This window comes from Duganella guangzhouensis (genome assembly GCF_009674535.1).
In the GTDB taxonomy this organism is placed as follows: Bacteria; Pseudomonadota; Gammaproteobacteria; order Burkholderiales; family Burkholderiaceae_D; genus Rugamonas; species Rugamonas guangzhouensis.
In genome coordinates this window covers 63,614-82,630 of record NZ_WKJK01000005.1, presented here as the reverse complement: position 1 = coordinate 82,630, position 19,017 = coordinate 63,614, and the positions used below count along the sequence as shown (strand labels likewise).

Sequence of the window (19,017 nt, the reverse complement as noted above, 5' to 3'; positions counted from 1 at the left end):
CGCTCAGTGTGCGCCCTGAGCGGACGGCTCATGTGGCGGCTGATCGGCAGGCTGGGTTTCAGCCTTGTGCTCACCGGCCAGCAGCATATACATGGCCGGCACCACGAACAGCGTGAACAAGGTACCGATCGACAGCCCGGTGAAAATCACCAGCCCCATGGCATGACGGCCGGCGGCACCGGCGCCCGACGCGATCACCAGCGGGATCACGCCGAACACCATGGCGGCGGTGGTCATCAGGATCGGACGCAGGCGGGTGGCCGCCGCTTCCTCGATAGCCTCACGCTTGGATTTGCCGGCCTCGCGCAGATGATTGGCCACCTCCACGATCAGAATACCGTGCTTGGAAATGAGGCCCATCAGCGTCACCAGCCCGACCTGGGTGTAGATATTCACCGAGGCGAAGCCGAGGAAGATAAAACTCATCGCACCAAACAGCGCCATCGGCACCGAGAACAGAATCACGATCGGATCGCGGAAGCTCTCAAACTGCGCCGCCAGCGCCAGGAACACGATGATGATCGCGAACAGCATGGTCACCAGGAAGCCGCCCGATTCCGCCGCGTACTGGCGCGATTCGCCCGAGAAGTCGGCGGTATAGCCCGACGGCGCCACTTCCTTCAACGCGTCACGCAGATACTGCTGGATCTCGCCCTGGGACGAGCCGGTCACGCCGGAGATGGTGGCGGAGTTCAGCTGCTGGAAGCGGGTGATCGATTCCGGCTGCACGCTGTACTTGATGCTGGCCACTGTGCTGGCCGGGATCATGTCGCCGGCCGGGGTCTTGATGTAGAAGTCCAGCACATCGTTCGGGTTCAGACGGTCCACCTGCTGCACCTGCGGGATCACCTTGTACGAACGGCCGGAAATCGAGAAGTAATTGACGTAGCCGCCGCCCAGCGCCGCCGCCATGGCGTTGCCGAAGTCCTGCTGCGTCAGGCCCAGCGTGGCCAGCTTGTCGCGGTCCACCTCCACCTTCGCTTGCGGCGTATCGATCTTCAGGTCGACGTCGACGAAATAGAACTTGTTGTCCTTCTGCGCCTTGGCCAGCACCGCCTGCGCCACCGTATTCAGATTCTCGAACGGCTCGGTGGTGGTGATCACAAACTGCACCGGCAAGCCCGAGCTGCCCGGCAGCGCCGGGAACTGGAACGCCGCCACGCGGCCACCCGCGATCTTGTTCCACTTGGCTTGCAGCTCCTGCTGGATTTCGTGCGCCGAGCGGCTACGTTGGTCCCAGGATTTGAACAGCACACCGCCGATACCGGCATTGGTGGTCGGCACGCCGGTGATCTGGAACATCTGCGCGTACTCGGGCAGTTCCTTGGACACCTCGAAAATCTGCTTGGCGTACAGCTGCATCTGGTCCGAGGTGGCGGTGGGCGCGCCTACCACCTGCGACAGCACGATGCCCTGATCCTCTTCCGGCGCCAGCTCCGACTGCGACATTTTGAACTGCACGATCAGCAGCAGGAACACAATCACGCCAAACACGATCAGCACCACCCAGGTGTCCAGCAAACTATGCAGCACCCGCAGATAGCCGTTGTGGACCTTCTCGAACACGCGGTCGATGGCTTTGACGAACTTGCCCTCATCCTGCGAGTGGTCGAAGAAATGCCCGCACATCATCGGCGACAAGGTCAGCGCGACGATGCCGGATACCGCCACCGCGCCGGCCAGCGTGAACGCGAACTCGGTGAACAGCGCACCGGTCAGGCCACCCTGGAAGCCGATCGGCACGTACACCGCGATCAGCACCACCGTCATCGCCAGAATCGGACTCCCCAGCTCGCGCGCCGCGACGATGGCGGCGTCGAACGGCGTCATGCCGGCCTTCATGTGGCGGTCGACATTTTCCACCACGATGATGGCGTCGTCCACCACCAGCCCGATCGCCAGCACGATCGCCAATAGCGTCAGCAGGTTGATCGAATAGCCCAGCATCAGCATCACGAAGAAGGTGCCGATCAGCGACAGCGGCATCGCCACCACCGGCACGATCACCGCGCGGAAGCTGCCCAGGAACAGATAGATCACCACCGTCACGATCACCAGCGCTTCCACCAGCGTTTTCACCACCTCCTCGATCGAGGTGTTGATGAACTCCGTGGAGTCGTAGACGATTTCGCCGGTCAGGCCGGTCGGCAGCTGCGATCTGATGCCGGGGAAGGCTTCGCGCACGCGCTTGGCCACATCCAGAATGTTGGCGTCCGGCGCCACTTTGATACCGATGAACACCGAGCGCACGCCGCTGAAGGCGACATTGAAGTCATAGCTCTCCGATCCCAGCGTGACGGTGGCGATATCCTCCAGCCGCACGATGGCGCCGCCGGACTGCTTGATCGACAGCGCCTTGAACTCCTCCACCGAGTGCAGATCGGTGCCGGCGGTCAGCGGCACGGTCACCATCTGGCCCTTGGTCGAACCCAGGCCGGCCAGATAGTTATTCGACGCCAGCGCCGAACTGACTTCGGCCGCCGTGACGCCATGCGCCGCCATCTTGCCGGCGTCCAGCCAGGCGCGCAGCGCGAACAGGCGCGCGCCAAGCAGCTCGGCGGTCTGCACGCCCTGGATCGAATCCAGCTTGGGCTTGACCACGCGCGACAGGAAGTCGGTCACGTTATTGGTCGGCAGCGTGTCGCTGTAGAAGCCCATGTACATGGCGTCGGTGGTCTGGCCGGTGGCCACCGACAGCACCGGCTCCTGCGCCTGCGCCGGCAACTGGTTCTTCACCGAGTTGACCTGGGTGGTGATTTCGGTCAGCGCGCGGTTGGAATCATAGTTCAGGCGCAGCGTGGCGGTAATCGTCGACACGCCGCTGTTCGACGACGACGACAGGTAATCAATACCCTGCGCCTGCGCGATGGCCGACTCCAGCGGCTGGGTGATAAAGCCCGCCACCGTGGCCGCATCCGCGCCGTAGTAGGTGGTGGAGATGGTCACCACCGCGTTCTGCGTCTTCGGATACTGGTTGATCGGAAGGCTGAACAGCGAGCGCAGACCCAGCACCACGATCAGCAAACTGATCACGCTGGCCAGCACCGGCCGTTTGATGAAGATATCGGTAAAGTTCATGGCGCGCTATCCTCAGTGTTCCTGCGGCGTCGGATTCGGGCTGTTAGCCGGCTGCACCTTGTTATCGATGATGGCCGGCGTACCGTTCTTCAGTTTCAACTGGCCGCTGGTGACCACGGTCTGGCCTTCCTTCACGCCAGTGAGAATGGCCACCTGGTCGCCACGGGTCGGGCCGGTGGTGACGAATACCTGCTGCGCCACCAGATACGGCTGGCCCTTGTCATCCTTGAGAGGATTTTTGGCCGCTTCACCCGCCGGCGGCGCCAGCACGAACACGGTGGAGCCATACGGGTTGTAGGTGATGGCGGTCTGCGGCAAGGTCAGGTATTTTTTCAGCTCGCCCTGATCCAGGCTGACGTTGGCGAACATGCCGGGCAACAGCTGGCGCTTCGCGTTCGGCAGCGTGGCCTGCACCTGCACGTTGCGGGTGGCGGTATCCACCTTGGGGCTGATCGAAGTCACCTTGGCCGGGAAGGCCACGCCAGGCCAGGCGTCGGCGCTCAGGTTCAGCTTCTGGCCGATAGAGAGGCTGGACAGCTGCTTTTGCGGCACGAAGAAATCGACATAAACAGTATCGATGGTTTGCAGCGTCACCAGCTTGTCGCCGGGGTTCAGGTACTGGCCAGGATTGACGGCGGTGATCCCCAGCTTGCCGGCGAACGGCGCGCGGATGGTTTTCTTGTCCACCACCGCTTTCTGTTGCGCGGCCAGTGCCTGCTTGGATTTCAGGTCCGCTTCGTCGCTGTCAACCTGCGCCTGCGAGATAGCTTGCGCCGACAACTGCAGCTTGTCGCGCTTGAGGGTGGTGGTGGCCAGGTCGGCGTTGGCTTGCAGCGCGCGCAGCTGGGCCACGTCGGAATCCGCATTCAGCTCGAACAGCACCTGGCCGGCCTTGACCTCGTCGCCCGACTTGAAGCGCACCGTGCGTACCAGGCCGGCGATCTCGGTGGTGACGTCGACGCCGCGCACCGGCGACAGCGTGCCGACCGAAGTGAGTTGCGGCTGCCATTCGGCGCTCTGCACCTTGATCGCGGTGACCACCTGGGCCGCCGGCTTGGGCGCGCTGGCGATCAGCTTTTTAATCTGTAAAAACTTCCCGAAGGCGAGTACGGCGATCAGCAGGATGACAGCTCCCACCATGATCAGCATGCGTTTGGTCGTCGATCGCTTGGCCATGTAACGTTCTCCTGCTTTGGATTATTGGTTTTTGCCGTATTGGGGCGCGGTCGATACCGTCGCCGCCGCGGGGGCGCCATTGGCGCGATTCCACCAGCCGCCGCCAAGAGCCTGGAACAGCGCGGCGGTGTCGGCATAGCGCGCCGCCTGCGCCTGCACCAGGCTGACGTGGGTTTGCTGATAGCTGCGCTGCGCATCCAGCAACGACAGATAACTGATGCCGCCCAACTTGTACTGTTCCTGCGCCAGATCCAGCGTTTCCTTGGCCAGCGCCTCGGCCTCGGCCTGCGACTTCAGCGCGGCCGCATCCGCCTCCAGCGCACGCAAGGTGTCGGCCACATTCTGGAACGCGGTCAGCACGGTGGAACGGTATTGCGCGGCGGCCGCGTCGTACGCCGCTTCGGCCGCGCGCCGCTTGGCGCTCAGCGCGCCGCCGTTGAAGATGGGCTGAGTCACGCCAGCCAGCAGGCTCCAGGCCGTGGTCTCCGGCTCGAACAGCTTGCCGAAGGTGGCGGCGCTGGCGCCGTAGCTGGCGGTCAGCGAGAACTGCGGATATTGGGCCGCCGTCGCCACGCCGATATTGGCGCTGGCCTGGTGCAGCTGCTCTTCGCTGGCGCGGATGTCGGGCCGCTGGCGCACCAGCGCCGACGGCAGCGACACCGGCAACTGCTGCGGCAAGGTTAGCGATTCCAGCGAAAATTCAGGCATGCCACCCTCGCCCGGCAGCTTGCCGGCCAGGACCGACAATTGATGGCGCGCTGCCGCCAGCGATTTTTCCAGCGGCGCGATGGTGGCGTTAATCTGCGCCACCTGATTGCGCTGGCTGAGCAGCGTGGTGCGCGGAATGGCGCCGTATTCAAACTGCTTCTCGATGACGTTCTGCTGTTTGGTCAGCGCGTCCAGCACCTCGCGCGTAGCGCGCAATTGCGCGCGCAGCGAGGCTTCCTGGATCGCGGTGGTGACCACGTTGGCGCTCAGCGTCAGATAGGTCGCCTCGACCTGGAAGCGCTGGTAATCGATGGCGGCCTGCGCGCCTTCCAGCGTGCGCCGCGTCGCGCCGAATACGTCCGGCGTGTAAGCGACGTTGACCGAGGCGTTGTAGACGTTATAGACCCCGGCCGCCGAGCCGGCGGTGGTCACGCTGGTCTTCTGGCGGCCGCCGCCCAACTGGCCGCTGACCGATGGATAGACCAGACTGCCGGCCTGCGCGTTATAGTTTTCCTGCGCCTGGCGCAGCGTGGCTTCAGCAGCGGCCATGCTGGGATTGTTTTCCAGCGCGCTGCGGATCAACTGATCCAGCGCCGGTGAACTGAATAGCGTCCACCATTGCGCCGGTATCTCCTGCCCCAGCGCGAACTGCTGGGATGCGCCGCCCGGTCCGGGCGCGGAAGCGGTTTGCTGTGACAACGGCGACGACGTGTAACTGTCTCCCGCTGTGGCCGGCGCGGCCGGCGTTTTAAACTCCGGCCCAAGCGCACAGCCGCCCAGACCCACGGCGACCAGCGCCGCCACTACGATCCGTTTCTTCACTCCCGTCCCCCGCACCAGTGACTGTTTTCTTGAATGGATATACATTAAATAACATATTCGCATTTTTTGACGCTCAGGTGTAGTTTTATTGCCGTGCGGCGACAAAAAAACGGGCTTTGCCATTTCTGGCAAAGCCCGTTTTCAGAATCGGAAGAACGCGGATCAGGCCGGTTGCGGCGTGGCGCCGGCACCGTAAGCGCTATTCACTTCGGTCAGCGAGAAGGCGTTAGGACCGTTGGTGGCAGCATCGGCGACATCGGCCGCATTGTCGTGCGCCATGCTGCGATAGGTCAGAGGAGCTTCGTAACGGATGCGTTCCTCTTCGCTGACCTTGCCGTCGTGGTTGGTATCGGCAGCCAGACCGCTATCCGGTGGCGGCACACCCAGCAAACCATCTTCCCCTACGCCAGGCAGCGGCTCGGGCGTAGGCAGATTGGCGTCGGTGGTGGTGGTCGCATCGGCGCTGGCACTGGCATCGCTACCAAACTTGGCCTGATAGATCTGCGTTTCAGGACGCTCGACCAGTTTTTTCAGCCCTTCGTCAAACTGCTGCAGGGCGGTTTTCAGCGTATCGTCTTCCGACACGGCCTTGACCAGCGCATTGGCCTGGTCACCGCTGTCGGTAGTGCTGCTGGTATCAGCCTGCAGGGGGCTGGTTGCGTTGAAGCCGGGCAGCGACAGATAGACGGCGAGCGAGGCGCTCAGATCCGCGTTGTTGCTGCTGTCCGTGGTGGCGTGAACGGACTTGCCCGGATCGATCGCTTTTTCAGCGACCAGAGCTGCGGACAGACTGGCACCACCAATGTTGTTAACCATAATCATAATCGACTCCTGCAAGAAGATTCCTCACCCATGCATTCTATCAGTGTTTTGGCAACAGTCACCATTTCATGCACGCATCTACTGCAAAAAAGTACGCTTTTCCCGAAAAAATCTTTCTTTACAACACTAGTCTGATTAAAAAAAGCAATGACGCGAAAACTTTAATAGTTTTACATGCAAAAGCATATCTGCCGTACAACAAATGCGTTGAAAAACTGGTCAGACCACCGTAGAATTGGTCAACCAGTTTCATCTCACCGCATCACAGATTTTTGACCAACCGCAAGCTCGGCCATCCCCTGGCCCTCCTGGCGGTGGCACGGCATACGCGAGGTGTGCCGATCGGCGCCGGCAAAGAACGGCGTTGTTGAACTCAAACTATCTGGAGACAATATGCACCTCACCCTACGCAAAGCCGCAGCCGCGGCCTCCACTGCCTATTTACTGTTTGCCGCCACATCGGCACAGGCCAGTGACTCCCTCGCCAATGCCGTCATCAGCGCCAGCTACAACGCCGACAGCGTGCTCGCGCTCAGCGACAACTACAGCGGCACCACCCAGGTCAGCGGCCTGGATCCGTACAACCTCTACGTGGAATTCCTCACCGCCGACGCGCTGTTCGGTTTCGATTTCGCGGCCGATGGCCATCTGACCATCTTCAATAACAACACCGTCTCCACCGGCAGCTACATCGCCAGCTTCGACTTTGGCAGTTCGCTGGGCGCGGCCATCAAGACCTTCACTGTCAGCGACGCCGGCCTCACCACCGGCACGCCGGTGCTCACTGTCGTCAACGACCACACCATCAGCATCGACTTGAGCGGCGTCGAATGGAATGGTGAATTCAGCACACTTGAAACCAATATCGTGGTGCAGTCGGTGCCCGAACCGGAAACCGTCTGGATGCTGATGGCCGGCCTGCTCGGCATCGGAGTTCGCGCGCGCCGCCGATCCCGCTAACGCCAACCTCACAATTCAAGGAGCACAAGATGAAACTCTTCCGTTTCAGGGCAGCGCTACGGCTGTCCCTTTTGCTGGCGATGACGGCGATGGCAGCGCTGACGCAGGCCGCCACCACCGATCCGGCCTTGCAGGTGGCGCCGGCCGATGGTTTCGGCGCCGGCACAGTTGGCGGTTCGACCGCCATCAGTTCGCAGATCTACACTGTCGCCACTCGTCCGCAATTGCTGGCGGCAATCCAGCGCGGCGGCACCACGCCAAAGATCATCAAGCTGGTTGGCACCATCGACATGACCGAGGGCGTGCCCTACGTGAATACCGGCGACCAGGCGATACGCGGATTGATACGGCTGCCGTCCAACACCACGCTGATCGGCGCCGATGCTAACGCTGGCATCATCAACGGCCATATCGTGTTGTCCAGCGTGACACAGGTGATCGTTCGTAATCTGAAGATCGTCAATCCCTGCGACGTCGGCCCGATCTGGGACCCGACCGACGGCTCGCTCGGCAACTGGAACTCTGCGTATGACGGCATCGGCGTCTCCGGCTCGGACCATATCTGGGTCGACCATGTGACCTTCACCGACGGCGCCATGACCGACGACCTGCTGCCGATCGAGAATGGCCAGATCAAGCAATGTCACGACGGCGCGCTGGATATCACCAACGCTTCCGACTACGTGACGGTGTCGTACAACGTATTCGGCCAGCACCGCAAGAATAACCTGATCGGCTCCAGCGACACCGCCACCGCCGACAGCGGCAAACTGCACATCACCTTCAGCAACAACGTGTTCCGCGATGTGGTCAGCCGCGCGCCGCGTGTGCGCTTCGGCCAGGTCCACCTGTTCAACAACTACTACGTTGGCAGCACCACCCATCCGGCCTATCCGTATGAGTACAGCGTGGGCGTGGGCCAACAGGCGCAGATCCTGTCCAACAACAACGTGTTCGAGATCAGTGGCGTGTCGCGTTGCGACCAGGTGGTTGAGCCGATCGGCGGCACCGTGCCGGGCGCCTTCAAGGACAGCGGCTCGGTGCTGAATGGCGCCGCGCTAACCGGCTGTTCGACCCCGAGCAGCGTGGCCTATACCGTGCCCTATGCGTACACCGCGCGGCCGATTGCGCTGGTCAAGGCCAACGCCATCGCGCAGGCCGGCGTCGGCAAGCTGACCTCCACCATCAGCGGCAGCGGCAATGTGACCCCGGACGCCACCGTCACCCTCACCTGCCCCGCCTCCGGCCTGTACTTCTGCGACGATTTCCAGAACAGCAGCCTGGCCAACTGGAACCTGCTGCCGGTGTCCGGCCCTAACGGCAGCTTCAGCGCCAAAGCAGAAAGCGTGGGCTCGTCCAACATCGTCATGCAATACACCGCCGCCACCACTGGCGGTGTGCTGGCCACGCTGACGCCGGCCGCCATGGCCAACGTACCTTCGGGCGACTACTACGTCGAGGCGCGCATCAAGCCGATGACCAACAGCACCACCAGCAACAAGCTGCTGTATCTGCTCACGCGCTACAAGGATGCGTCCAACTGGTATGGCGGCGGCCTGAATGTGCAAAGCGCCACCACCAGCACGCAAGTCGAAATCGCGCGCATGCTGGCCGGTACGCTGACCCGGCCCAAGCAGGTGAAGAAGGCGATCCAGATGGATGCCAACTTCTACACCGTGCGCTTTGAAATGATCGGCAGCACGCTGACCGTCTACCTCGACGGCGAGGCGCTGGGTTCCGTCACCGATGCTTCGTTTGCGGAGCGCGGCCTGGTGGGGCTGTACACCGCCAACAAGTCGTTCCAGATCGATGATGTGCGCATTGGCGATCCGTCGCTGAAGCCTTCGCAGCTGACGCTGAGTCCCTCCTCGTCGACCTGGTCGGCGGAGGTGGGCGATACGCCGCTTGCGGTCTCTGTCACGGCGGTGAAACCGGACGGCTCCCAGGACAGCTACAGCGCTTCATCCAGCAGCCCGGCGGTGGCGGCGGTGTCCATCAATGGCACGGTCCTGAGCGTAACGCCGGTTGGCGCGGGTACCGCCACCATCACCGTCACCAGCGCTTCCGATCCGACGCTGTCGCGCACCATTGCCGTCACCATCAGCCCGCAATTCGTGCAGCCGACGCAGACCTACGCGCTAACCGGTTCCGCGCTGCCGGCCGCGCACGCGGACTTGGTCAATATCGACGCTTCGCTCAAGCTGACCTTTGACAGCGCGCCGACGCTGGGCAGCGGCGGCACCATCCGCATCTTCCGCAAAGTCGACAACACGCAGGTGGACGTGATCCGCCTGACCGGCGAGACCGATATTCTCGGCTACGCCGGCCAGAGCTATGTACGCAAGGTGAACACCACGCCGATCACCATCAACGGCAATACCATCACCATCAAGCCGCATGCCAACAAGCTGGATTACGGCACCGAGTACTACGTGGCGATCGCCAACGGCGTGTTCACCGGCGCTTCGCTGGGCGGCGTGCCGTTCGTCGGCATCGGCCAAGCCGGCGACTGGTCGTTCACCACGCGCGCATCGGCACCGGTGGCCGGCACCAGTCTGACCGTGGGCGACGCCAGCGACACCGACTTCGCCACCGTGCAGGGCGCGCTGAACTTCGTCATGCACACGCTGGGCGCGTCCGATCCGGTCACCATCCAGGTACGCAATGGTGTCTACAACGAGCTGCTCTACCTGCGCGGCAAGGACAACGTCACGCTGGTGGGTGAAAGCCGCGATGGCGCCATCATCCAGTACACCAACTACGACACGCTGAACACCGGCTCCGGCGCCAGCCAGACCAGCACCGACGCCGCAGCCGCCGGCGGCCGCGCGGTGATGCTGGTGGAATCGTCCGACCTGCTGGTGCTGGATACGCTGACGCTGAAGAACACCACGCTGCGCTCTTCGGCCATCTCGGCGCAGGCTGAAACCATCTACTACAACAACGACAACGGCCGCCTGATCGCCAAGAACGCCAACTTCTACAGCGAACAGGATACGCTCAACCTCAAGGGCTATTCGTGGTTCTGGCACACGCTGGTGGCGGGCAATGTGGACTTCATCTGGGGCAGCAGCAAGGCCGCGCTGTTTGAAGAAAGCGAGATCCGTTCGGTGGGCGATACCAGCAACGCCTCCAGCGGCGGCTACATCCTGCAGGCGCGCGTGGCCAACGCCACCGACAAGGGCTACGTGTTCCTGAACTCCAGCCTGACGCACGGCGCCGGTCCTGGCCCGCTGCACGGCGACGTGCCGACTGGCGCCACCTATCTGGCGCGCAGCGCAGGCAGCACCTCGTACTGGGATAACATCGCCTTCATCAATACCAAAATGGATAGCCATGTCGCCACCGTGGGCTGGGCCAGCGCGGGCGTCAACAGCCAGCCGGCGCCGAATCCGGCGCTGGCCACGGCGGCCAGCGGCTGGCGCGAATACGGCAGCACCACGCTGAGCGGCGACGCCATCAACCTGGCGGCGCGCGTCGGCGGCTTCCAGTTGAGCGCCAGCGACGTGCAGGCCGGCTTTGCCGACCGCGCCACCGTGTTTGCCGCATATGGCGGTGGCGCCGGCTGGAATCCACAGCCGTAAAGGGTCGCCGGACTGTCATCCTCCGGTCATACGAATGGGGTAGCATGCCGCACGCCCGTGGTACGCTATGCCACCCCATTCAACCAACGACGACCTATGAAGAAAAGACAGTTCTTGCGCACCCTCGTGGCCACGGCTTCCTGCCTGGCCCTGCAAACCGTTAACGCTGCGGCGCCTGCCACGCCTACCCTCGCCTCCACCCTGCCCAAGCTCGTCGTCGTGCTGGTGGTGGATGGCCTGCCGAACGAGCAGGTGCAGCGCTACCGCGACCAGTTCGGCCAGGGCGGCTTGCGCCGCATGCTGGACCAGGGCGCGTACTTCAGCAATGCGCACCAGGCGCATGGCGTGACCGTGACCGCGGTTGGCCACGCCGCCATCCTGACCGGCGCCTATCCTTATGTGCACGGCATCATCGGCAATAACTGGATCGATCCGATCACCAAGAAATCGGTCTACTGCAGCGAAGACACCAACTACACCTACATCGGCGAAGAGACCAAGCCTAGTGACGGCACCTCGCCGGCCAAGCTGAAAGTCGACACGCTGGGCGATGAACTGCGTTACGCCACCGGCAGCAAGAGCAAGGTGATTACCGTCTCCGGCAAGGATCGCGGCGCGATCATGTTGGCGGGTAAAACCGGCACCGCCTATATGTATATGGACAAAACCGGCGACTTCGCCAGCAGCACTTACTACATGAAGCAGCACCCGGAATGGGTCACCAAATATCTGGCCAACAAACCTCAGGACCGCTACTACGGCAAAACCTGGGCTCCGCTGCTGCCGCCAGCCGCCTACGACGGCGATGCCGACGAAGATCTGAGCCCGGCCAAAGCCGGCAGCCATAACCGCCTGCCCTACACCTACTACAGCGAAAGCGGCGAGATCGACGCCGGCTACTACGCCAGCCTGCGCGTCGGCCCGTATCTGGATCAGCTGACGCTGGACTTCGCGCGCGCCGCCGTGGAAGGCGAAAACCTGGGCCGCAATCCAGCCGGCGTGCCGGACATCCTGGGTGTCAGCCTGTCGGCGCATGACTACATCAACCATGCGTTTGGCCCGGAAAGCAAACTGTCGCACGACCACCTGCAACGCCTGGACCGCATGTTCGCCGACTTCTTCAACTATCTGGACAAGCGCGTCGGCATGGACAACGTGCTGGTGGTGCTGACCGCCGATCACGGCTTCCCCAACACGCCGGAATTCGCCAAGACCCAGAAGCTGGACGCCGCCCGCCTGGATGGCGACAAACTGATGGACGCGCTGAACCAGCATCTGGAGCAGAAGTTCGGCATCGGCAAACTGGTACAAACCTGGTCGCTGCCTAATATCCATCTGAACTACGGCCTGGTCGAGCAGAACAAGCTGAAACGCGAAGAAGTGGAAACCGCCGCCGCGCGCTTCCTGCTGGCGCAGAACGGCATTGCCGATGTGTTCACCCGCAGCCAGTTTGAAAGCGGCGCGGTGCAAGGCACGCACATCGCCACGCTGATGCGCCGCGCCTGGAATCGCGACAACTCGGGCGATCTGGTGGCCATCACCAAACCGTTCTGGTACTTCGGCAGCGGCACCAGCGGCACCTCGCACGGTTCGCCGTACGCCTACGACACCAACGTGCCGCTGCTGATCATGGGCAAACGCTGGGTCAAGCCAGGCTACTACGGCCAGTACGCCGAAGTGGTCGACATCGCGCCGACGCTGGCCAACCTGCTGCACGTGCGTCCGCCAGCCGGTGCCGAAGGCCGCGTGCTGACCGAAACGCTGCGTTAATCGTCAGGACAAGCTGCTCAGGTACTGATTCAGATACTCGAAGTTGAGCGGCTTGGAGAAGTGCTGATTGAAGCCGGCGGCAACGGCCTTTTTGGCCGAATCGCCGTCGGCGGAGCCGGTCAGCGCGATGATCGGCACTTCCTGCGCGCCGGGCATGCGGCGGATCGCGCGCACCGCGCCATAGCCATCCATCCACGGCATGCCGAGGTCCATGATGATCGCCTTCGGCAGCGCGTCGCGCACCCAGTCGCAGGCTTCATAACCATTATGCGCCGCCGCCGTCTCGTAGCCGTGACACTGCAGCAGCGCCGACAGCGACTCCACCATCTCCACATTATCATCCACCACCAGAACCTGTTTAGCGCTTGCCATGATGAGCCTCTTGTTGTTATCAACGGATGAGTCATCGTAACAAGCGCCATGCGCATCGTATGTTCGCTATCGAACGGTGTTGTGATAGAGTTATCCGCACTCAGACTGGAGGGCGACATGAAACGCGTGACCGGGGTTGGCGGTATTTTCTTTTATGCGAAAGATCCTGCGGCACTGCGGGAATGGTATCGGCGGCATCTGGGCATCGATGTGCAGCCCTGGGGTGGCGCGGCTTTCGATTGGGCTGACGACGAGGGTAAACCGGTCGGCGGCACTACCGCGTGGTGCATCAGCGCGGCGGACAGTGGCCACTTTGCGCCTGGGGGCGCTTCCTTCATGGTCAACTATCGCGTGGACGACCTGGCGGCGCTGCTGCAAGCGCTGCGCGACGAGGGCTGCAACGTGCTCGATAACGCCGACGATTCCGAGTACGGTAAATTCGGCTGGGTCATCGACCCGGAAGGCAACAAGGTCGAGCTGTGGGAGCCGCCACCGCAATAAACCCGTTCAACGCGGGCTGACGGCGAGCATTTGCGCCAGCGCGGCACTGCCGGCGGACAAAGCCGGTCCTGGTCTGCCATCCCAGCAGCAGTCGCGCTACCTGCTGGTTTTCACGAAAATGCTGGAGTAGCGAAAGCAGAACGTCGGCGCCGCTCGCACCATCCACCAGGCCGGCCAGCACGCCGAATGGCCTGCTGATACTGGCGCGCAGCAGCTCTTCCTTGGTCCGATAATGCTCATAAAACGTCGAGCGGCCGATATTCGCCTGTTCCGCCACCGCGCCTACGGTCAGCGCCTCATAGCCCTGATCGAGTAGCAGTTCGCGAAAAGCGCCTTGCAGCGCAGCTTTGGTTCGCTTTTGCCTTCTGTCTTCCACCACCGCCATTCGTCGACCTTTCCGGACATTTTTCAGCCATTGTCTGCTAACGGCCAGACCGCCGCATACGGCCGCCAACCGCCACCCAGCTACTGATATTAATGTCACTCCCAAGACCATGTAAAGGAGTGATATGCAAGTCCCCAACCATCAACACATCGCCGCATACACGATCGCCGCCACGGCGCTGATCGTGCTGGTGGCACTGTTTCACCACCCGGTCGCCGGCACGCAGGGCGATGCTGCGCTGCTGCCGGCACAGATCGCGCAACTGGCGCACAAGGATCGCCTGGTACACGGTGTTCTGATCGTCATGCTGGCCATGCTCACCCGCGCGTTGCGATCATTGCAGCCGGCAAGCGCCACAGGCCTCGCCGCACACGCACTCGGATCAGTGCTGCTAGGCGTCGCCATGCTATTCGATGGTTTTATCGTGCCAAATGTGGCGGGCATTCCGGACAGCCTGCCCATGCTGCAAGCAATGGGGTTGGCGATACAGGTATTCAGCAAAGCCGGCTTGCTGGCGCATTGTGCGGCGATGCTTGGCTGGGCCTACGCGTCCCGCCGCAGCGCGGCGTGGTTCGCCTGCGTCGGCATGCTGGCGTCATCCCTGCCAGCAGCAGCGCTATTGTTCAGCGACCTGCGGCTGACACCTCACAGCCTGATGGCGATCTTCACCATTCAGGCGGTGTGGTATCTCTCAGCCGCATGGTTACTCTTGCGGCGCTAGCCCCGCGCGGCGGCTTCAATCTGAGCGACGTCGATCTTCCGCATCGTCATCATGGCCTGGAAGGCGCGCTGGGCGACGGCGCCGCCTTGCGCCATGGCGTCGGTCAGCACCCGTGGCGTGATCTGCCACGACAATCCCCACTTGTCCTTGCACCAGCCGCAGGCGCTTTCGGCGCCGCCGTTGCCGACGATGGCGTTCCAGTAGCGGTCCGTCTCGGCCTGGTCGTCGGTGGCGATCTGGAACGAAAACGCCTCGCTTTGCTTGAAGGTGGGACCACCGTTCAGCCCCAGACACGGCACGCCGCACACCGTGAACTCGACGGTCAGCACCTGCCCCGCCGTCCCGCCGGGGAAATCGCCGGGCGCTTTGTGCACCGCGGTGACCGCGCTATCCGGGAACACGCCGGCATAAAAATTCGCCGCCTCTTCCGCGTCTTTGTCGTACCAAAGACAAATCGTATTTTTGTTGGCCATCACTCGTCTCCTCCATTTCAGGAACAGGTATATTAGCGCACACACTAACACGACGCAGTGGCAAGGAATTCAATTGAGTTTTCTAAAAAAACAACTCCTCAGCGATGAAGAGCGCGCCGTCTATAGAATACGAAGGCTGACGCTACGTTTTGCGCCGCAATTGGAGAGCCAGTTCAAGAAGTACTATGAGGTCATCCTGCTGCCGCGCATCCGCTGGGCATTCGGCGTGGCGATCATGGTCATGCTGGCCTACGCCGTGCTGGATCATTTCATGATCCCGGACCTGATTCGCCGCGAAGTGCTGCTGCTGCGCCTGGCCATCATCCTCGCGCTGGCACTCGGCCTTGCGGTGTCCTTCATCCGTGCCGCGCGCCCGTACATGCAAACGATAGCCACCCTCGTCGCGGCACTCAACGGCCTGTGCGTGATCGGCATACTGTTCGTCGGCAGTATCAACAACACGCCGCTTTCCTACGAGGGCATCATCCTGACCGTGTTCTATTTCTACTGCACCGGCGCCTTGAGAATGTATATGGCGGCGGCATGTGGCTGGTTCGTCTGCATCTGCTATCCGCTGGCGGAGATGGTGGCCGGCATGCCTCCCAAGGTGCTGTTGATGCGGACGATTTTCCTGGCCACCGCCAACGTCATTGGCACCGCCGGCGCCTACTTCATGGAATATGCGGCGCGCCAAAGCTACGCGCTAAGCCATCAGTTGCATGAAATGGCCAGCCGCGACTTCCTGACCAATCTGTTGAACCGCCGTGCCTTCAGCGACAAGGTCGAGATCCTGTGGCGACAGTCCTGCCGCAGCCAGCAAATGCTGGCCATCGCGATGATCGATGTGGATTTCTTCAAGCGCTATAACGACAGCTACGGCCATGTCGCTGGCGATGAAGTACTGAAAAGCGTCGCCAGCGTGATCCGCCAGCACACGCGCCGCCCGATGGACCTGGCGGCGCGCTACGGCGGCGAGGAATTCATCGGCGTCTGGCATGACCTGGCGCCGGAAGCGGCAGCCCGGATCATAGAAGAGATCCATGCCGGCATCCAGGCGCTGGCGATACCGCATGCGCAATCGGAAGCGGCCGGCATCGTGAGCCTGAGCGTGGGCATGGTCACGCTGATGCCGCATCAGGGCCAGAAGTTCGAGAACGTCCTCCAACTGGCCGATGCGGCACTCTATCAGGCCAAGGACAATGGCCGGAATGGCTCGGTAATCCGAGCCATGTAAGCCTTTAGCCGACCATCAGCTTGACCGACTTCAGATCCACGCTGTTCGGCCCAGCGTGTATGGTGAAGCTGCCCGGTTCCACCACCCGCTGCATCTCGGTGTTGTAGAACCACAGGTCGGACGGCTTGATGTCAAAGCTCAGCGTACGCTTCTCGCCCGGCTGCAGCGTGACGCGCTTGAACGCTTTCAGTTCCAGTACCGGCCGCGTGACCGAGCTGACATCGTCGCGAATGTAAATCTGCACCACCTCATCGCCAGCGCGCTTGCCGGTGTTGGTCACGTCCACCTCCACTCGCGTCGACTCGCCCACCGCGATATTCGCCTTGGCCAGGCGCGGTTCGGAAATCGCAAACGTGGTGTAGCTCAAGCCAAAGCCGAACGGATACAACGGCTTGGTCGAACCATCGATATAACCACGGCGGGCCGATGGCTTGTGGTTGTAGAAGATCGGCAGTTGGCCAACGCTGCGCGCAACCGACACCGGCAGTTTGCCGCCTGGATTGGCGCGGCCGAACAGCAGATCCGCCGCCGCATAGCCGGTCTCCTGCCCCATGTACCAGCCCTCGATGATCGCGTCGGCCTTCTCGGCCAGCAGGTTGATCGACAGCGGACGGCCGTTCAGCAGGAACACCACAGTCGGTTTGCCCAGCGCGAAAATGGCGCGCGCCAGATCGTTCTGCTGGCCCATCAGGTCCAGCGACTCGCGATCGCCCAGGTGATTGTCAGCCCACGCCTCGCGGCTGGTTTGCTCGTTATCGCCCAGCACCAGGACGATGGTATCGGCCGACTTGGCGGCTTCCACCGCCGCCGCGATCAACTTCGCATTCACTTCCGGCGACGTGAACTTGATCTCGTCCGCGCCCCAGATGCGCTGCTCGGTGATACGCACGCCTTCCGAATACGCCAGCGAGAAGCCCTGTGCCTTGGCCTCCGCCTGCAAGCCATCGTAAATGGACACCACATGACGCGGAATGTCCGAGTAACCACCGATCGGCGTGTCCTTGGCGTGGGTGCCGATCAGCAGCAGCTTGCCGACCTTCTTGCCATCCAGCGGCAGCACACCCTTGTCATTCTTCAGCAGCACCGGCGTGCGGGTCGCGGCCAGGCGGGCCAGCGCCACCGCGTCCTGCGTAGCGGTCAGGCTGTCGGCCACCTTGGCGTCGACGTAAGGCTGCTCGAACAGGCCGGATTGAAATTTCATGGTCAGGATGCGACGCACCACGACGTTGATTTCTTCCTCCGAAACGCGCTTTTCGTTCACCAGCGCGCCCAACTCCTTGTAGGCCAGGCCGTCCGGCGTTTCGACATCCACGCCGGCCTTGATGGCGCGCAGTGCGGCCTCTTTAGGTGTGGCCACCAGCTTGTGGCGCGTAATCAGCTCATTGATGCCGAAGTAGTCGGACACGGTGATGCCCTTGAAGCCCCACTCCTCGCGCAGCACCTTATGCAGCAGCCAGTGATTGGCGTGCGACGGCACGCCGCCGATCTCGTTATACGACGGCATGACGCAGCCGACGTTGGCTTCCTTGATCGCCTTTTCGAACGGCGGGAAGAACTCTTCACGCAAGGTGCGCTCGCTGACTTCCGCCGGGCCGATATTGGTGCCGCTCTCCGGCTGGCCGTGACCGGTCATGTGCTTCAGCGTGACGAACACCTTGTCCTTGGCCAGCTTGGGATCCGAACCTGCAAAGCCGAGAATCGCCGCCTTGCCGATCTCGCCGCAGACGTATGGATCTTCACCATAGGTTTCCTCGATGCGGCCCCAGCGCGGCTCACGCGCCACGTCCACCACCGGCGCCAACGCCAGATTGGCACCACGCACACGCATCTCGCGCGCCGCCACGCTGAAAATCTTCGTGGTCAGATCGGTATCGAAGGACGAAGCGATGCCGATCGCCTGCGGGAAGCTGGTCGCATCGCGCGCCACGTAACCGTGCAGCGCCTCTTCGTGCATAAACAGCGGAATGCCCAAACGGGTTTGCTCCACCGCCCACTTCTGCACCGCGTTGGTATAGACAGCGGTCTCCAGCGCATTGCGGTTGGAGACGCCGCCGGTATCGCCGGCGCCGGCGGCCTGGCCCAGTTGGCGGTCCGAAGGACGGGCGATCATGCCCAAACCATGCGGATACGCCTTCTGCGCCTTGGCCGCCGAGAACTCGCCCTTGGCGTCCTGGATTTCGGTCTTGGCCTGCCAGGTGCACTGCATCTGTGCGATCTTCTCTTCCAGCGTCATGCGGCCGAGCAGATCGTCCACCCGCTTTTCCACCGGCAGCGCGGCATCCTTGTACGGCGCCGACGCGGCGGCCAGCGCCACCGACGGCAAGGCCGAGAGCCCGGCCAGGCCGGTCATGGAAGTGAGGAACTGCCTACGGTTGTTAGTCATGCGTTGTCTCCTGTATTTTTATGAGAGT

The 19,017-nt window shown here is 62.4% G+C and carries 14 protein-coding genes; 6 read left to right on the top strand and 8 right to left on the bottom strand.

Translation table 11 applies throughout. The annotated features are described in order from the left end of the window. Positions 1-3: 3 nt before the first annotated feature. The 4 genes from GJ699_RS11025 to GJ699_RS11010 form a co-directional block, all read right to left on the bottom strand. Entirely contained in the window at positions 4-3,078 is a 3,075-nt protein-coding gene (locus tag GJ699_RS11025) for an efflux RND transporter permease subunit (protein ID WP_154376069.1), read from the bottom strand. A 12-nt stretch (positions 3,079-3,090) separates the two neighbouring features. Further along, positions 3,091-4,254 (bottom strand): efflux RND transporter periplasmic adaptor subunit, encoded by a 1,164-nt coding sequence (locus GJ699_RS11020; RefSeq protein WP_154376067.1) that lies wholly within the window; start codon positions 4,252-4,254, stop codon positions 3,091-3,093. Between the two features lie 21 nt (positions 4,255-4,275). Further along, positions 4,276-5,784 (bottom strand): efflux transporter outer membrane subunit, encoded by a 1,509-nt coding sequence (locus GJ699_RS11015; protein WP_371867530.1) that lies wholly within the window; start codon positions 5,782-5,784, stop codon positions 4,276-4,278. A gap of 162 nt (positions 5,785-5,946) precedes the next feature. Next, the gene (locus GJ699_RS11010) at positions 5,947-6,606 is read right to left on the bottom strand and encodes a hypothetical protein (protein ID WP_154376063.1); all 660 of its coding nucleotides are present in this window, start codon (positions 6,604-6,606) and stop codon (positions 5,947-5,949) included. A gap of 393 nt (positions 6,607-6,999) precedes the next feature. Here GJ699_RS11010 and GJ699_RS11005 point away from each other — a divergent pair, with 393 nt between their 5' ends. The 3 genes from GJ699_RS11005 to GJ699_RS10995 all read left to right on the top strand — a co-directional run bounded on the left by GJ699_RS11005 (position 7,000) and on the right by GJ699_RS10995 (position 12,920). After that, positions 7,000-7,566, top strand: a complete 567-nt coding sequence (locus tag GJ699_RS11005) for a PEP-CTERM sorting domain-containing protein (RefSeq protein WP_154376061.1) — start codon at positions 7,000-7,002, stop codon at positions 7,564-7,566. Between the two features lie 29 nt (positions 7,567-7,595). Further along, positions 7,596-11,150, top strand: a complete 3,555-nt coding sequence (locus tag GJ699_RS11000) for a pectinesterase family protein (protein ID WP_154376059.1) — start codon at positions 7,596-7,598, stop codon at positions 11,148-11,150. Positions 11,151-11,264: 114 nt separating this feature from the next. Then, positions 11,265-12,920 (top strand): alkaline phosphatase family protein, encoded by a 1,656-nt coding sequence (locus GJ699_RS10995; RefSeq protein ID WP_229262062.1) that lies wholly within the window; start codon positions 11,265-11,267, stop codon positions 12,918-12,920. Positions 12,921-12,923: 3 nt separating this feature from the next. On the opposite strand, the gene GJ699_RS10990 is transcribed toward GJ699_RS10995, so the two are convergent. After that, on the bottom strand, positions 12,924-13,292 hold the full coding sequence (locus GJ699_RS10990; protein WP_154376055.1) for a response regulator: 369 nt from the start codon (positions 13,290-13,292) through the stop codon (positions 12,924-12,926). A 117-nt stretch (positions 13,293-13,409) separates the two neighbouring features. Here GJ699_RS10990 and GJ699_RS10985 point away from each other — a divergent pair, with 117 nt between their 5' ends. Next, on the top strand, positions 13,410-13,793 hold the full coding sequence (locus GJ699_RS10985; protein WP_154376053.1) for a VOC family protein: 384 nt from the start codon (positions 13,410-13,412) through the stop codon (positions 13,791-13,793). Here GJ699_RS10985 and GJ699_RS10980 read toward each other — a convergent pair. Beyond that, the gene (locus GJ699_RS10980) at positions 13,741-14,178 is read right to left on the bottom strand and encodes a TetR/AcrR family transcriptional regulator (protein WP_195763518.1); all 438 of its coding nucleotides are present in this window, start codon (positions 14,176-14,178) and stop codon (positions 13,741-13,743) included. The two genes, GJ699_RS10985 and GJ699_RS10980, sit on opposite strands and share 53 nt — an antisense overlap. Before the next feature lie 124 nt (positions 14,179-14,302). Between GJ699_RS10980 and GJ699_RS10975 the strand changes: the two genes are divergently transcribed. Further along, a complete protein-coding gene (locus tag GJ699_RS10975; protein ID WP_154376049.1) occupies positions 14,303-14,899 on the top strand; it encodes a hypothetical protein in 597 nt (198 codons plus the stop codon). On the opposite strand, the gene GJ699_RS10970 is transcribed toward GJ699_RS10975, so the two are convergent. Then, complete coding sequence (locus GJ699_RS10970; RefSeq protein WP_154376047.1) at positions 14,896-15,372, bottom strand: VOC family protein; 477 nt, start codon at positions 15,370-15,372, stop codon at positions 14,896-14,898. The genes GJ699_RS10975 and GJ699_RS10970 overlap by 4 nt on opposite strands. Positions 15,373-15,445: 73 nt before the next feature. Between GJ699_RS10970 and GJ699_RS10965 the strand changes: the two genes are divergently transcribed. Next, complete coding sequence (locus tag GJ699_RS10965) at positions 15,446-16,606, top strand: GGDEF domain-containing protein (RefSeq protein ID WP_154376045.1); 1,161 nt, start codon at positions 15,446-15,448, stop codon at positions 16,604-16,606. Between the two features lie 4 nt (positions 16,607-16,610). Here GJ699_RS10965 and GJ699_RS10960 read toward each other — a convergent pair whose 3' ends face one another. Further along, a complete protein-coding gene (locus tag GJ699_RS10960) occupies positions 16,611-18,989 on the bottom strand; it encodes a glycoside hydrolase family 3 N-terminal domain-containing protein (protein ID WP_154376043.1) in 2,379 nt (792 codons plus the stop codon). Positions 18,990-19,017 lie beyond the last annotated feature (28 nt).